This is a genomic window from Cereibacter sp. Soil_C_27 (genome assembly GCF_057657095.1).
Genome location: NZ_JBDGJD010000006.1, coordinates 69849 through 84658 on the forward strand (window position 1 = coordinate 69849; position 14810 = coordinate 84658).

At 67.1% G+C, this 14810-nt stretch carries 16 protein-coding genes; 5 read left to right on the forward strand and 11 right to left on the reverse strand.

Annotated elements, in window-relative coordinates; genetic code table 11:
* The first annotated feature begins 5 nt into the window (after positions 1-5).
* Positions 6-671, forward strand: a complete 666-nt coding sequence (locus AC3A5Z_RS19900; RefSeq protein WP_487521045.1) for a DUF1523 family protein — start codon at positions 6-8, stop codon at positions 669-671.
* A 56-nt stretch (positions 672-727) separates the two neighbouring features.
* On the opposite strand, the gene pheT is transcribed toward AC3A5Z_RS19900, so the two are convergent.
* Complete coding sequence (gene pheT / locus AC3A5Z_RS19905) at positions 728-3145, reverse strand: phenylalanine--tRNA ligase subunit beta (protein ID WP_487521046.1); 2418 nt, start codon at positions 3143-3145, stop codon at positions 728-730.
* Positions 3146-3289: 144 nt separating this feature from the next.
* Between pheT and AC3A5Z_RS19910 the strand changes: the two genes are divergently transcribed.
* Positions 3290-3433 carry a hypothetical protein gene (locus AC3A5Z_RS19910; protein WP_487521047.1) on the forward strand — a complete coding sequence of 48 codons (144 nt, stop codon included), beginning with the start codon at positions 3290-3292 and terminating at the stop codon, positions 3431-3433.
* 72 nt (positions 3434-3505) lie between these two features.
* Here the strand turns inward: AC3A5Z_RS19910 and AC3A5Z_RS19915 are convergent, their stop codons facing one another.
* The 7 genes from AC3A5Z_RS19915 to pyk form a co-directional block, all read right to left on the reverse strand.
* Positions 3506-4141: a hypothetical protein gene (locus tag AC3A5Z_RS19915; RefSeq protein WP_487521048.1), complete on the reverse strand. Its 636-nt coding sequence runs from the start codon at positions 4139-4141 to the stop codon at positions 3506-3508.
* Positions 4142-4174: 33 nt separating this feature from the next.
* A complete protein-coding gene (gene pheS, locus AC3A5Z_RS19920; protein WP_487521180.1) occupies positions 4175-5248 on the reverse strand; it encodes a phenylalanine--tRNA ligase subunit alpha in 1074 nt (357 codons plus the stop codon).
* 71 nt (positions 5249-5319) lie between these two features.
* A complete protein-coding gene (locus tag AC3A5Z_RS19925; RefSeq protein WP_487521049.1) occupies positions 5320-6741 on the reverse strand; it encodes an alanine/glycine:cation symporter family protein in 1422 nt (473 codons plus the stop codon).
* A gap of 289 nt (positions 6742-7030) precedes the next feature.
* Positions 7031-7393: a 50S ribosomal protein L20 gene (gene rplT / locus AC3A5Z_RS19930; protein WP_107662606.1), complete on the reverse strand. Its 363-nt coding sequence runs from the start codon at positions 7391-7393 to the stop codon at positions 7031-7033.
* Between the two features lie 12 nt (positions 7394-7405).
* Complete coding sequence (gene rpmI / locus AC3A5Z_RS19935; protein ID WP_107662607.1) at positions 7406-7606, reverse strand: 50S ribosomal protein L35; 201 nt, start codon at positions 7604-7606, stop codon at positions 7406-7408.
* 112 nt (positions 7607-7718) lie between these two features.
* Entirely contained in the window at positions 7719-7943 is a 225-nt protein-coding gene (locus AC3A5Z_RS19940; protein WP_487521050.1) for a hypothetical protein, read from the reverse strand.
* Positions 7944-7990: 47 nt separating this feature from the next.
* Positions 7991-9436 (reverse strand): pyruvate kinase, encoded by a 1446-nt coding sequence (gene pyk, locus AC3A5Z_RS19945; RefSeq protein ID WP_487521051.1) that lies wholly within the window; start codon positions 9434-9436, stop codon positions 7991-7993.
* 139 nt (positions 9437-9575) lie between these two features.
* Between pyk and AC3A5Z_RS19950 the strand changes: the two genes are divergently transcribed.
* Positions 9576-10313 (forward strand): N-formylglutamate amidohydrolase, encoded by a 738-nt coding sequence (locus AC3A5Z_RS19950; protein ID WP_487521052.1) that lies wholly within the window; start codon positions 9576-9578, stop codon positions 10311-10313.
* 9 nt (positions 10314-10322) lie between these two features.
* Positions 10323-10634 (forward strand): DUF1244 domain-containing protein, encoded by a 312-nt coding sequence (locus AC3A5Z_RS19955; protein WP_487521053.1) that lies wholly within the window; start codon positions 10323-10325, stop codon positions 10632-10634.
* A gap of 18 nt (positions 10635-10652) precedes the next feature.
* On the opposite strand, the gene AC3A5Z_RS19960 is transcribed toward AC3A5Z_RS19955, so the two are convergent.
* From AC3A5Z_RS19960 to dgcN, 3 genes are all read right to left on the reverse strand, one after another.
* Positions 10653-11516, reverse strand: coding sequence for a D-amino-acid transaminase (locus tag AC3A5Z_RS19960; protein ID WP_487521054.1), 864 nt, complete (start codon positions 11514-11516; stop codon positions 10653-10655).
* Positions 11517-11518: 2 nt separating this feature from the next.
* A complete protein-coding gene (gene dgcA, locus AC3A5Z_RS19965) occupies positions 11519-12481 on the reverse strand; it encodes an N-acetyl-D-Glu racemase DgcA (protein ID WP_487521055.1) in 963 nt (320 codons plus the stop codon).
* Between the two features lie 72 nt (positions 12482-12553).
* Complete coding sequence (gene dgcN / locus AC3A5Z_RS19970; protein ID WP_487521056.1) at positions 12554-13555, reverse strand: N-acetyltransferase DgcN; 1002 nt, start codon at positions 13553-13555, stop codon at positions 12554-12556.
* Between the two features lie 281 nt (positions 13556-13836).
* On the opposite strand from dgcN, the gene AC3A5Z_RS19975 reads away from it, so the two are divergent.
* Positions 13837-14790: an L-malyl-CoA/beta-methylmalyl-CoA lyase gene (locus tag AC3A5Z_RS19975; RefSeq protein WP_487521057.1), complete on the forward strand. Its 954-nt coding sequence runs from the start codon at positions 13837-13839 to the stop codon at positions 14788-14790.
* The last annotated feature ends 20 nt before the right edge of the window (positions 14791-14810 follow it).

The window sequence follows — 14810 nt, forward strand, 5'->3', positions numbered from 1 at the left end:
ATGTCATGCGCTATGTGAAATGGTCGGCTCTGGCGGCGCTGCTGCTCTTTCTGGGGGCGTTCCTGCACTACACCCTGCCCCAGCACGACATCGTGCGGATCGTCGGCACCAATACCCAGCGGATGGATCTGGGCGAGAACACATGGTTCTTCTCGGCCCCCGATACCGGCAATGCAACGACGATCGACGGCAACCGCGACGTGAAGTTCGTCGCGGCGATCTATCCCAATGGCAAGCCGATGGTCTATCGCAACGAGGACACCGGCTGGGGCTGGCCTCCGTATCTCAAGGTCAACAGCTTCGATATCCAGGCCCAGGCCGCAGATCTCACCTCGACCGAGGCGGCGCCGAAATGGGTGCTGGTGACGCATTACGGCTGGCGCAGCCAGCTCTTCACCATCTTTCCCAACGTCGTGCGGATGAAGCAGGTCGACGGCCCCGAGGCGACCGTCCTCCCCTGGTTCAATATCTTCTTCTTCCTGCTGATGGCCGGGATCGTCTTCATGGGCGTGAAGATGTGGATGCAGTTCCGCGAGCGGACCATCGACCCGGCGCTCGACGACATGGGCGAGGCCTGGGACGGGGTGGAAGCCCGGGCCGTGGCGGCCCGCAAGGGTGCCCGCACCAACATGGGCCGCTTCCGCGCCTGGATGCGCAGTCTCGGGCGCTAGGACCCAAACGAAAGAAGCGGCCCGGAGGCCGCTTCTGTCATCGCTGTAGGCCCGGTTCAGCCGCGCAACGTGCCGCCCGTCGCCTTCGCCACCTTGTCGACGATCTTGGCCGAGACCGCCTCGATGTCCTTCTCGGTCAGGGTCTTGTCGGTCGGCTGCAGCCGCACGGTGATCGCCAGCGACTTCTTGCCCGCGCCCATCTGCGCCTCGGCCTTCTCGCCGCCGAACTGGTCGAAGACCCGCACGCTCTCGATCAGCGCCTTGTCGGCGCCCTGAGCGGCGTTCACCAGCGTCAGCGCCTCCACGCCCTTGTCGACGACGAAGGCGAAGTCCCGCTCCACCGCCTGAAGATCGGCCAGCTTCAGCGCCGGGCGGGTCGGCGTCTTCACCTTGGGCAGCGGCACATTGGCCACCATCACAGTGAAGGCGACCGCAGGCCCCTTCACATCCATCGCCTGCAGGATGCGCGGATGCACCTCGCCGAAGCTGGCGAGCACATTCGGCCCCAGCCCGATCACCCCCGACCGGCCCGGATGCCACCACGCGGCGACCTTGCGGGTGATCTGCATCCGCGCCGGCGCGCCGATCGCCGCCAGCACCGCCTCCACATCCGCCTTGGCGTCGTAGAGATCGACCGGGCGGCGCGAGCCGAAGGCGTCGCGCGGCGCCGAGGCGCCGACCAGCAGGCCGGTGGCCTGCAGATGCTGCTCGCCCGGCTCGCCGCCGTGGAAGGCCGGGCCGATCTCGCAAAGCGCCATGTCGGCGAAGCCGCGCGCCTGATTGCGGGCGGCGGCGCGCAGCAGCCCCGGCAGCAGGTCGGGACGCAGATGGGTCATCTCGGACGAGATCGGGTTCTCCATCCGCACCGCATCCGACCCGCCGCCGAACAGCGTCGCCGCCTCGGAATCGATGAAGCTGTAGGTCACGCATTCATTGTAGCCGAGCGAGGCCAACATGCGCCGCGCCGTCTGCTCGCGCACCTGCAGCGGCGTCAGGATCGGCTTCGGCACCCCCGCCTCGCGACGCGGCAGCGGCTTGCCCTGCAGCAACGACAGCGAGGCGACGCGGGCGATCTCCTCGATCAGATCCGCCTCGCCCAGCACATCGGGCCGCCAGCTCGGCACCGAGGCCATGTCGCCGTCCAGCGTGAAGCCCAGAGCCTCCAGCGTGCGGCGCTGCTCGTCCTCCGGGATGTCCATCCCGACGAGGCTGACCACCCGCGCAGGATCGAGCCGGTAGGCCCGCGCCGTATCCGGCACAGCGCCATCCACCACCACCTCGGAGGCCTCGCCGCCGCAGAGGTCCAGCACCATCTGCGTCGCCAGCTCCAACCCCGGCAGGGTGAAGGCCGGATCGACGCCCCGCTCGAAACGATAGCGCGCATCGGAATTGATCTTCAGCGCCCGCCCGGTGGCGGCGATGGTGATCGGATCCCAGAAGGCCGATTCGAGGAAGACATCGGTCGTCTCCTCGGTGCAGCCCGAGGCCTCGCCGCCCATGATCCCGGCCAGCGACTGCGGCGCCCGGTCGTCGGAGATCAGCATCTGCCCGGTGCGCAACGTGTAGGTCTTGCCGTCCAGCGCCTGCAGCGTCTCGCCGCCCTCGGCCGCATGGATGCGCAGCCCGCCTTCCAGCTTGGCCAGGTCGAAGACATGCAGCGGGCGGTTCACCGCGAAGGTGAAGTAGTTGGTGACATCGACCAGGGTCGAGATCGGCCTGAGCCCGATGGCCCGCAGCCGGGTCTGCAGCCAGTCGGGCGACGGGCCGTTCTTCACGCCGCGGATCACCCGCCCGGCGAAGAGCGGGCAGCCCTTCTGCTTCAGCGCCGCATCGATCGTCACCGAGACCGACGAGGCGAAGCCTCCCGCGACCGGCGTGATCTCCAGCGGTTTCAGCACGCCGAGCCCGCGCGCCGCCAGATCCCGGGCGATGCCGCGGATTCCCAGCGCGTCGGGGCGGTTCGGGGTGACCTTAACGTCGATCATCGGGTCGTTCAGCCCGCGCAGGTCGATCAGCCGCACGCCGAGCGGCGTATCCTCGGGCAGATCGATGATGCCGTCATGGTCGTCCGACAGCATCAGCTCGCGCTCCGAGCAGAGCATGCCGTTCGACTCGACCCCGCGGATCACCCCCGGCTTCAGATCCACCCCGGTGCCCGGCACATGAGTGCCGACAGGGGCGAAGACGCCGACGAGCCCCGTGCGCGCATTCGGCGCGCCGCAGACCACCTGCACCTCTTCCGAGGCCGCCTCCGGACCGTTCGGCCAGGTTTCCACCCGGCAGAGCCGCAGGCGGTCCGCGTTCGGATGGGGCTGCGCCTCGATGACGCGGCAGGTACGGAAGGCCCCCAGAATCTTCTCCGGGTTCTCGACGCCCTCGACCTCGAGCCCGAGATCGGTCAGCGCGTAGAGCAGATCTTCCAGCTTGGCCTCGGTATCGAGGTGATCCTTGAGCCAGGACAGGGTGAATTTCATGCGCGTGCCCCTCGGATTAGATTGCGGCTTGGCCTTAGCGCAAAGCCGCGGCAAGGGGAAGTCCGGGCTTGGAGCGCGCGGCGGGGACATCGCGCCGCAAGGTTTGGTTACGATTTATTAAGTATTTGATTCTATTCAGCCGGGATGGAAAAATATCTCGAGATCCCGCGCGATCGAAAACCGCCCCGCCCGCTGCGGCTCTGCCTCATCATGGGCGCAACCGGCCTCCTACTGATGACCGACAGCGCCAGCCGTGGCCTCGCGCTGCTCGTGGCGCTCCTGCCCTAACGGCCTCTCCTGCGCATGGGAAAGCGCCCGCAGCCTTCAGGCCCGGGCGCAGCCCTCGTTGCAAAGACCTGCCTACCAGCGCAGCGCGGGAAGCGAGCCCAGCGAAGCGAACCAGATCACCGCGCCCGCCAGCAGCAGCACCACCAGCGCCCGGAAGCCGAAGGCCGAGAAGCGGAAGGCCAGCTCCTTGTCGAACAGATCCTGGATCAGCTGATCCTGCAGAAGCCCCGCCGCCGCCGTGTCGTCGCTGCTGCGGGTCATCATCTTGTGGGTCTCGAGCTGGTCGATCTGCGAGATGCCGATCACCAGCCGCGCCGCATAGGGCACGCTCCACACCGCCAGCGCCGCCATCAGAAGCTGCCCGGCCTGCCAGTTGCGTTGCACCAGCGACAGCACGACCAGCCCGACGAGCACGATGCCCCAGAGCGCCGCCAGCGTTGCCGTGCGGGTCTCCACCTTGCGCAGCGAGCCGAGCAGCACCTCCTGCGCCTCCGGCCCACGATCCGACACGTTGTCGGGCGCCGCCGCCTGCAGCCGGGCGTAAAGCTTCATGCGTCGCCGCCAGAGAGGGAAGCGCGCGGCGAATGGATATTCGGGAAAGCGGAACTGGCGGCGCAGCTCCAAATAGTAGACGGCGGTGAAGTACCAGACGACCGCCGTCGCGCCGAGGATGTTCTGGAAGGTGATGAGCTGTTGGACAGGAACCATGACCGAAACCTTTACCAAGTTTCGGTCAGGGTATCAGCGGCTCAGGCCCCCCGCCAAGTCCGGCATGTCCAGTGCGGCAAAGCCATAGTGACGCAGCCAGCGCAGATCGGACTCGAAGAAGGCCCGCAGATCGGGAATGCCGTATTTCAGCATGGCGATCCGGTCGATGCCCATGCCGAAGGCGAAGCCCTGCCACTCGGTCGGGTCCACCCCCGCCGCCGCCAGCACCTTCGGGTGCACCATCCCCGAGCCGAGGATCTCCAGCCAGCCGTCGCCCTCGCCGATCTTCAGCTGTCCGTCCTCCCAAGAGCAGCGGATATCGACTTCGGCCGAAGGCTCGGTGAAGGGGAAATGCGAGGCGCGGAAGCGCAGCTCGACCGAGGGCACCTCGAAGAAGGCACGGCAGAACTCTTCCAGCACCCATTTCAGGTTCGCCATCGAGATGTCGCGGTCGATCGCCAGCCCTTCGACCTGATGGAACATCGGCGTGTGGGTCTGGTCCATGTCCATCCGGTAGACGCGGCCCGGTGCGATGACACGGATCGGCGCGCCCTGCTCGGTCATGGCGCGGATCTGCACCGGCGAGGTATGGGTGCGCAGCACATGCGGCGGGCGGTTGTCGCCCTCGGCGCGGTTCATGAAGAAGGTGTCATGCTCCTGCCGCGCCGGATGCTCCGGCGGGATGTTCAGCGCATCGAAATTGTACCAGTCGCTCTCGACCTGCGGCCCCTCGGCCACGGCAAAGCCCATGTCGGCGAAGATCGCCGTCAGCTCGGCCATCACCTGGCTCACCGGATGGATCGTGCCCTGACGCCGCGGCCGCCCCGGCAGCGTCACGTCCAGCCATTCCGAGCGCAGCCGCTCGTCCAGCGCCGCATCGCCGAGCGCCGCCTTCTTGGCACGCAGCGCCGCGTCGATCTCGTCCTTCAGAACGTTCAGCGCCGCACCCGTCGATTGCCGCAGCACCGGGTCCATGCCGCCCAGCTCGCGCATCTTCAGGCTGATCTCGCCCTTCTTGCCCAGCGCCGCCAGACGCAGATCCTCCAGCGCAGCCTCGTCGGCGGCAGAGGCGATGCCTTCCAGATACTTGCCCTTCAGCGCGTCCAACCCGTCCATCGTCTCTCTCCGGTCCTCGTGCGGCGTCTAGCTAGCACAAGGACCGGACGATGCAAACCGGGTCACTTCCAGATGTCGCGATCGACGCCGCGCGCCAGTTCCGGATGATCGGCGATATGGAAGGTCGGCTCCTGCCCCAGCGCCCGCTGCGCGAAGTAGTGCCGCGTCAGCGCCACCACCGTGCCCGAGAGCGCGACGATGGCAATCAGGTTGATCGTCGCCATCAGCCCCATAGAGGCATCGGCAAGGTTGAACACCGTGGCCACCGCCTGCAGCGCGCCCCAGACCACCATGACCAGCACCACGATCCGCAGCCCCATCAGCCCGGTCCGGCCACCGACCCCGAGGAAGGACATCGCCATCTCGGAATAGGCGTAATTGCCGATGATCGAGGTGAAGGCGAAGAAGAAGATCGCCACCGCAATGAAATAGGGCCCGACCGCGCCGATATGGCTGCCGAGCGCCGCCTGCGTCAGCTGGGTGCCGGTGACCTCGCCGCCGGGGATGTAGACATCCGACAGAAGGATCATCATCGCCGTGCAGGAACAGATCACCAGCGTGTCGATGAAGACGCCCAGGGCCTGCACCAGCCCCTGGCTGGAGGGGTGATGCGGGTTCGGCGTCGCGGCGGCGGCGATGTTGGGGGCCGAGCCCATCCCCGCCTCGTTCGAGAACAGCCCCCGCTTCACCCCGTTCAGCATCGCCGCGGCCACCCCGCCCGCGATGCCCCCCGCCGCCTCGGTCAGACCGAAGGCATTGGCGATGATCGTGCCGAACATGCCCGGGACCAGCGTGATGTGGGTGACGACGACATAGAGCGCGACCAGAAGATAGCCGCCTGCCATGAAGGGCACGACATATTCCGCTACGGTGGCGATCTTGCGGATGCCGCCGAAGATGACGATCGCCGTCAGCCCCGCCAGCACGAGGCCGGTGACCAGCTTCGGCAGGCCGAAGGCGCCGACCATGGCATCCGCGATGGAGTTGGCCTGCACCGCGTTGAACACGAGGCCGAAGGACAGGATCAGGCACACCGAGAACACGCCGCCCAGCCAGGGCAGCCCCAGCCCGCGGGCGATGTAGAAGGCCGGCCCCCCGCGATAGACCGCCGCTTCGGCGCTGCGGTCGTGCACCTTGTAGAGCTGGGCCAGCGTCGATTCCGCATAGGCCGTCGCCATGCCGACCAACGCCACCATCCACATCCAGAAGATCGCCCCCGGCCCGCCGAGGTTCAGCGCCACCGCCACCCCGGCGATATTGCCGGTGCCGACCCGGCTCGCCAGACTGGTGCAGAGCGACTGGAACGGGGTGATCCCCTCCTTGTCGGTGGAGGGGGCCTGCGTCACCACGCGGAACATCTCGCCGAAGCGCAGGATCTGCTGGAAGCGCAGCCGGATCGAGAAATAGAGCCCGACCGCCAGCAGCCCGTAGATCAGCACATAGCCCCAGAAGACGGTATTCAGAAAGTCGATGATCGCTGTCATGCTTTCCCCCTGTCCGATCCCGCCAGCGTGACAGAAGCAGGGCGCAACTCCAAACTCTTATTCCTGCATCTGTCGCACAGGCTTAGCCTGCCGCCTCACTCTGCCGGAGGCGCAGACCCGCCCCAGGCGCAAGGCTCGGGCCTCGGGTCTGCGGCAGCGCCGCGCGCGGGGGCTCGATGCCCCCCAGCGCGGCTCCCCCCGGCGTTGGGCGCGAAACGAAAAACCCCCGCGCCTTGCGGCGCGGGGGTTTCTGCAGATCGGCTCGGCGCGGCCAGAGCCGCGCGAGGGCTCAAGCCAGCGCGGCTTTCGCCTGAGCGGCGATGGCGTTGAACGCCTCGGGCTCGTGCACGGCGAGATCGGCCAGAACCTTGCGGTCCACTTCGATCCCGGCTTTCGCCAGACCGTTGATGAAGCGCGAATAGGTGAACTCGACGTCGAACAGACGGACGGCGGCGTTGATCCGCTGGATCCACAGCGCGCGGAAGTTGCGCTTGCGGGTCTTGCGGTCGCGGGTCGCGTACTGGTTGGCCTTGTCGACGGCCTGAGTGGCGGTGCGGAAGTTGGTGCTGCGCGCGGCATAGTAGCCTTTGGCAGCCTTGATCACCTTGCGGTGACGGGCGTGGGTGACCACACCGGATTTGACGCGGGACATCTGGTGCTCTCCTTACCGGTCGTAGGGCATGTATTTCTTGACGATCTTCGCATCCGACGCGTTCAGGATCATGGTCCCGGTCACGTCGCGGATGAATTTCGTCGAGCGCTTGATCATGCCGTGGCGCTTGCCGGCGGGACCGGCCTTCACCTTGCCGGTTGCGGTGAAGCTGAAACGCTTCTTGGCCGCAGACTTGGTCTTCATCTTGGGCATTTCCATCTCCTCTTTCGAGTGGTTTACGCACGACTCGGCATGCCACCTCGGCCGGTCCTGCGGGTATAGAGCGCGCCGTATAGGCGGGCGCGCCAGGTCGTGCAAGGGCAAATCAGTTCAGATAGCGCCCGATCACCGTGAGAAACACCTTGGGGATCTCGGCGATCTGGTAGCCGCCGGGCCGGCCGGTCAGGGCCAGCACCAGAAGCGTGCCGCCGATCATCACGAGGATGGCGGCGGCACGGGGCGGCCTGCCTTCGGAAAAGGCCGAGAACAGCGGGGGAAGCGCAAGCACAAGCAGCACCACCCCCACGACGAGCATCAGATCGGCATCCATCCCGAACCCTCCCCACGCAGTCCGGGAACGCCCCGGATCGCGCGAGGTTATTCGGGATCGCCGCGGTAGATCAACCGTTCGTCACAGGGTGCCACGCGCAGGATGTTGGTCGTCCCCTGCACGTTGAACGGCACCCCGGCGACCACGAGGATATGCTCGTGCTCGTGGGCAAAGCCGTAGGAGAGCGCCGCGCGGGCAGCGGCGATCACCGCGCCCTTGAAGCGTTCCTGCGGCTCGGTGATCACGCAATGCGTGCCCCAGGTCAGCGACAGACGCCGCGCCGTTTCCATCAGCGGGGTCAGCGCCATGATCGGCACCCGCGGACGCTCGCGCGCCACCAGCGACACCGTGGTGCCGGTCTGGGTGAAGCAGCAAACCGCCTTGATGTTGGTGGTCTCGGCGATCTCGCGCGCGGCGGAGACGATGGCATCGGCCACGGTCTGACGCACCGCGCTGCGGCTCGCCTCGATGATGTCGCGGTAGACCGGGTCGCCCTCGACCGAGATCGCCACGTTGTTCATCGTGGTGACCGCCTCGATCGGGTAGGAGCCCGCCGCCGATTCCGCCGAGAGCATGATCGCATCGGCGCCCTCGTAGATCGCCGTCGCCACGTCCGACACCTCGGCGCGGGTCGGCATCGGCGATTCGATCATCGATTCCAGCATCTGCGTCGCAACGATCACCGGCTTGGCCGCTGCCCGCGCACCGCGCACCAGACGCTTCTGGATCGGCGGCACCGCCTGAACCGGGAGCTCGACCCCCAGATCGCCCCGCGCCACCATGATCCCGTCCGACACCGCGAGGATCGAGTCATAGGCCTTCACGGCCGCCGGTTTCTCGATCTTCGACAGGATCGCCGCACGGCCCTTGGCCAGCTCGCGCGCTTCCAGCACGTCCTCGGGCCGCTGCACGAAGGACAGCGCCAGCCAGTCCACGCCCATCTCGCAGGCGAATTCCAGATCCTTGCGGTCCTTGTCCGACAGCGCCGCCAGCGGCAGCACCACGTCGGGCACGTTCACGCCCTTGCGGTTGGAGATGGTGCCGCCGACCGTCACCTTGCAGTTGGCGAAATCGGCGCCGCAGTCGGTCACTTCGAGGCGGATCTTGCCATCGTTCACCAGAAGCGAGGCGCCCGGCTCCAGCGCCGCGAAGATCTCGGGATGCGGCAGGTTCACCCGCATCAGCGTGCCCGGCGCCGGATCGAGATCCAGCCGGAAGTCGGCCCCGGCAACCAGATCTTCCGATCCATTGGCGAAGACACCGACGCGCAGCTTCGGCCCCTGAAGGTCGGCGAGGATGCAGATCGGCAGGCCGGTATCGGCCTCGACCTGACGGATGATCGCGTGACGGGCCCGCTGCTCCTCATGGGTGCCGTGGCTCATGTTCAGACGGAACACGTCGGCGCCCGCCTCGAACAGCGCGCGGATGGTGGCGTAGTCGTTGGAGGCCGGGCCCAGCGTGGCCACGATCTTTACGTTGCGAAGGCGTCTCATGCTGCCTCGTTCCCTTGTAGTACATATGATATCGTGGTGGGCCGCGGGTTTTATGGCCCAAAAGGGGGGGCGGGGCAACTGGCGCTTTCCACGCTTTGATCATAAACCGGCGATTGTAACCTCTTGCGGAAGGTCGAAGATGCCCGCCTACGAGATCCTCGGCGAGGACCGCGCCTCGCGCTGGCTCGTCACCTGCGACCACGCCACCAACCGGGTGCCAGACGATGTGAACGGCGGCGATCTGGGGCTGCCGCCCGAGGAGATGGGCCGGCACATCGCCTATGACCTCGGTGCGGCAGGCGTGACGAGGGCGCTGGCCGAGCGTCTGGACGCCCCGGCAATCCTGTCGGATTTCTCGCGGCTGGTGATCGACCCGAACCGCGGCGAGCTCGATCCGACGCTGGTGATGAAGCTCTATGACGGCACGATCATCCCCGCCAACCGCCATGTCGATGCGCAGGAGGTGGAGCGTCGGCTGAACACCCTGCACCGCCCCTACCACGCCGCGCTCGCGCGTCTGGCGGCGCGTCGGCCGGATACGGTGATCGTCGCCATCCACTCCTTCACGCCGCGACTGAACGGGCGCAGCCCGCGGCCCTGGCACATCGGCGTGCTGCATTCGCATCTCGACACCCGCTTCAGCCTGCCGCTTATCGCGCGGCTGCAGGCCGAGCCGGACCTTTGCGTCGGCGACAATCAACCCTATCTCGGTCATCTGCCGGGCGACGCCATCGACCGGCACGCCTTGCAGACCGGCCGGCAGAACACGCTGATCGAGCTGCGCCACGACCTGATCCGCACGGAGGCGGAGCAGCAGGCCTGGGCCGACCGGCTCGCGCCGATCCTGACCGAAGTCTTGGCGGCCCTGCCCGCCTGAGGAGGACATATGGACGACCAGACCCGCCTCGAGCTCGAGGCTGCCGCCTTCCGCCGCCTGCGCGACCACCTGCGCGAGCGCAGCGATGTGCAGAACATCGACCTGATGAACCTGGCGGGCTTCTGCCGCAACTGCCTGAGCCGCTGGTATCAGGAGGAAGCCAATGCCCGCGGCATCGACATGGGCAAGGACGAGGCGCGCGAGATCTACTACGGCATGCCCTATGCCGACTGGGTGGCCGAGAACCAGCGCGAGGCCTCGGAGCAGCAGAAGGCCGCCTTCGACGTGGCCTTTGCCCGCAACGTGGGCGGGAAGGGCTGAGCGCCCTTCCCCTTCAGCTCAGACCGCGGTCTTGCGGCTTTCGTCCAGATAGATTTCCCTCAGCCGCGCCGCGACGGGGCCCGGCGCGCCCGTGCCGACGGCCGCGCCGTCGATTTCCACCACCGGCAGCACGAAGGCCGAGGCCGAGGTGAAGAAGGCCTCGTCGGCAGCCTGCGCCTCGGCCACGGTGAAGGGCCGCTCCTCGATCTCCATCTGCGCTTCCTGAGCCATCCGCAGCACCGCCGCCCGGGTGATGCCGTGCAGGATGTCGGTGCCGAGGTTGCGGGTGATGATCCGGCCCTTCTTCACGATATAGGCGTTGTTCGAGGTGCCCTCGGTGACGAAGCCGTCCTCGACCATCCAGGCGTCGTCGCAGCCCGCCTTCTTGGCCATCATCTTGCCCATCGACGGGTAGAGCAGCTGCACCGTCTTGATGTCGCGCCGGCCCCAGCGGATGTCCTCGATCGAGATCACCTTGATGCCGGTCTTCGCGGTCGGGTTGTCGGCCAGACCCGGCTTCGACTGGGTGAACAGCACCAGCGTCGAAGGCGTGGTCGCCGGATCCGGGAAGGTGAAATCGCGGTCGCCGGGATTGCCGCGGGTGACCTGCAGATAGACCATGCCCTCGTCGATCCCGTTCTGCGCCACCAACTCGCGGTGGATCGCCAGCAGCTCGTCCTTGGTGACCGGGCAGGCCATGTCCAGCTCGCGCAGGCTGCGCTCCAGCCGGGCGAAATGGCCGTCGAAGTCCAGGAGCTTGCCGCCGAGGACGGAGGTTACCTCATAGACGCCATCGGCCATGAGAAAGCCCCGGTCGAAGATCGAGACGGTGGCTTCGGCTTCGGGAAGATACTCCCCGTTCACATAGACGGTGCGGCTCATGCTTATCCCCAGAGTGCGGCGGTTGGTGGGTGGATGCCAGCCTCGTCGAAGACCAGCGGCGTCTCGCGGTCTTCTGCCAGAAGCAGCGGACCGTCAAGATCGACGTAAGACGCCCCCTGCGCCAGCAGCGTCGCCGGGGCCATGGCGAGGCTGGAGCCGACCATGCAGCCCACCATCAGCCCATAGCCCTCCTCAAGCGCCGCCTTGCGCAGCGCCAGCCCCTCGGTGAAGCCACCGGTCTTGTCGAGCTTCAGGTTCACCACGTCATACTTGCCCTTCAGCCCGGGCAGCGAGTGGCAGTCGTGGCAGGATTCGTCGGCGCAGACCGGCAGCGGGCGGGCGATCTCGGCCAGCATGTCGTCGGCCCCGGCAGGCAAGGGCTGCTCCACCAGCGCCACGCCCAGCCGGATCAGATGCGGCGCAAGCTCGGTATAGACCTCCGCCGTCCAGCCCTCGTTGGCATCGACGATGATCGTGGTCGCTGGCGCGCCTGCCCGCACCGCCTCCAGCCGCGGCATATCGTCGGGCGTGCCGAGCTTGATCTTCAGCAGCGGCCGATGCGCGTGTTTCGCCGCCGCCGCCCGCATGTTCTCGGGCGTGTCGAGCGACAGGGTGAAGGCGGTGATCTGCGGCTGCGGCGCGGGCAGCCCGGCCAGCTGCCAGACCCGCTTGCCGCTGTCCTTGGCCTCCAGATCCCAGAGCGCGCAATCCACCGCATTGCGCGCCGCCCCGGCGGGCAGCAGCGATTGCAGGTCGTGCCGCGTCAGGTTCTCCGGCAGGCCGGCGATCTGCTCGGCCACCGAGTCGAGCGACTCGCCGTAGCGGGCATAGGGCACGCATTCGCCGATGCCGGTCAGCCCGCCGCGGGTGACGCGGACGGTGAGCACCTTCGCCTCGGTGCGCGAACCGCGCGAGATGGTGAACACTTCCGCAAGGCGGAAAGTGTCGCGGGTAACGGTAATCATGGCAGGCCTCCGCTGGGTCCGGAATTTGTGCGGGACGGGCGGCGCGGGGTCAACCCCGCCGCCCGACCCGGCTCAGACCGCGATCAGCGCGTCGACCAGCCGCCCCGCGCCATGACGGAACGGATCGACGGTCGGCAGGCCGGTGCGGGCCTCGACCTCGGCGCAATAGGCCAGGGCGTCGGCATCGCTCATGTGCTGGGTGTTGATCGAGCAGCCCACCGCCACGCAGGACGGGTTCGCCACCCGCGCCAGCGTCAGCGCCATGTCGCGCACCGCCTCGATGCTCGGCAGCTTGTACTCCGGCAGGCCGCGCATGTGGTCACGGGTCGGCTCGTGGCAGATGATCAGCGCATCCGGCTGGCCGCCATGGATCAGGGCCAGCGTCACCCCGGAATAGGAGACGTGGAACAGGGATCCCTGCCCCTCGATCAGATCCCAATGGTCGGCGTCGTTGTCCGGCGTCAGGTATTCGATGGAGCCCGCCATGAAATCCGCGATCACCGCATCCAGCGGCACGCCGTCGCCGGTGATCAGGATGCCGGTCTGACCCGTGGCGCGGAAACTCGACTTCAGCCCGCGCGCCCGCATCTCCTTGTCGACGCAGAGCGCGGTATACATCTTGCCGATCGAGCAATCGGTGCCAACCGCCAGCATCCGCTTGCCCGCCCGCTTCTTGCCGTTGGCGATCGGATAATCCACCGTCGGCACCCGCACATCATGCAGCTGCCGCCCGCAGGCCCGCGCCACCGCCGCCAGATCCTCCTCGTCGCGCAACAGGTTGTGCAGCCCCGAGGCCAGATCGAAGCCTTCCTCCAGCGCCGCCACCAGCACCTTCTTCCAGGCGGGCGAGATCACCCCGCCCCGGTTCGCCACCCCGATGACCAGCGTCTTGCAGCCCGCGGCCTTGGCCTCGGCGAGGCTCATGTCGGGCAGCCCCATGTCGGCTTTGCAGCCCTCCATGCGGAACTGCCCCACCGCATATTCCGGGCGCCAGTCCTTGATGCCCTGCGCGACCTTGGCGGCCAGCGGATCGGGCGCATCGCCCAGGAACAGGAGGTAGGGGGTCTCGATCATCGTGGCGCATCCTTTGAAATGTCGAGGCATGATGCGGAAATCATGCCGGGAATGCATCGCATTCTGCGGCGCCGCGCGGGCGATATGAGCAACATTCTTCGCGCGCGCCGTCGATCTGCCGAAGATTCCGCCGCTCAGCCCGTCTCTTGCGCAACCTCCGGCAAGGCACGTCCCAACGATGCAGATCTCATGCTGCACCTGCAAATGAGCCTTGCAGGTCTCGAAGCAATAATATAACCAATCAACAACTTAAAACGTAACTTACTTGCCAAGGCGCCGCCATGAGCTTCCGCATCCAGCCCCCTCCTCCCGCCCGGCTCAACCGCTGCCAACTCTTCGGCCCCGGCTCGCGCCCGGCGCTGTTTCCGAAGATGGCGGCATCGGCGGCGGATGTGATCAACCTCGATCTCGAGGATTCGGTCGCGCCTGCCGACAAGCCGCAGGCGCGGGCGAACATCATCGAGGCGATCAACACGCTCGACTGGAATGCCAAGCATCTCTCGGTACGCATCAACGGGCTCGACACCCCCTTCTGGTATCGCGATGTCGTCGACCTGCTGGAGCAGGCGGGGGATCGGCTCGACCAGATCATGATCCCCAAGGTCGGCTGCGCGGCGGATGTCTATGCCGTCGACGCGCTGGTGACGGCGATCGAGCGTGCCAAGGGCCGCAAGCCGATCAGCTTCGAGGTCATCATCGAATCGGCGGCGGGCATCGCCCATGTCGAGGAGATTGCAGCCTCCTCGCCGCGGCTGCAGGCGATGAGCCTCGGCGCTGCCGATTTCGCCGCCAGCATGGGCATGCAGACCACCGGCATCGGCGGGACGCAGGAAAACTACTACATGATCCGCGAGGGCGTGAAGCACTGGTCCGACCCGTGGCACTGGGCGCAGGTCGCCATCGTCGCCGCCTGCCGCACCCATGGCGTGCTGCCGGTGGACGGGCCCTTCGGCGATTTCAGCGATGACGAGGGCTTCCGGGCGCAGGCCCGCCGCTCGGCGACGCTCGGCATGGTCGGCAAATGGGCGATCCACCCCAAGCAGGTCGCGCTGGCCAACGAGGTCTTCACGCCGTCGGAGGCCGCCGTGGCCGAAGCGCGCGAGATCCTCGCCGCGATGGAGGCCGCCAAGGCGCGGGGCGAAGGCGCCACGGTATACAACGGAAGACTCGTTGACATAGCGTCCATCAAACAGGCAGAAGTGGTGGTGCGGCAGTCGGAAATGATTGCAGGCTGAGAATTCGAATACCGAGCTGC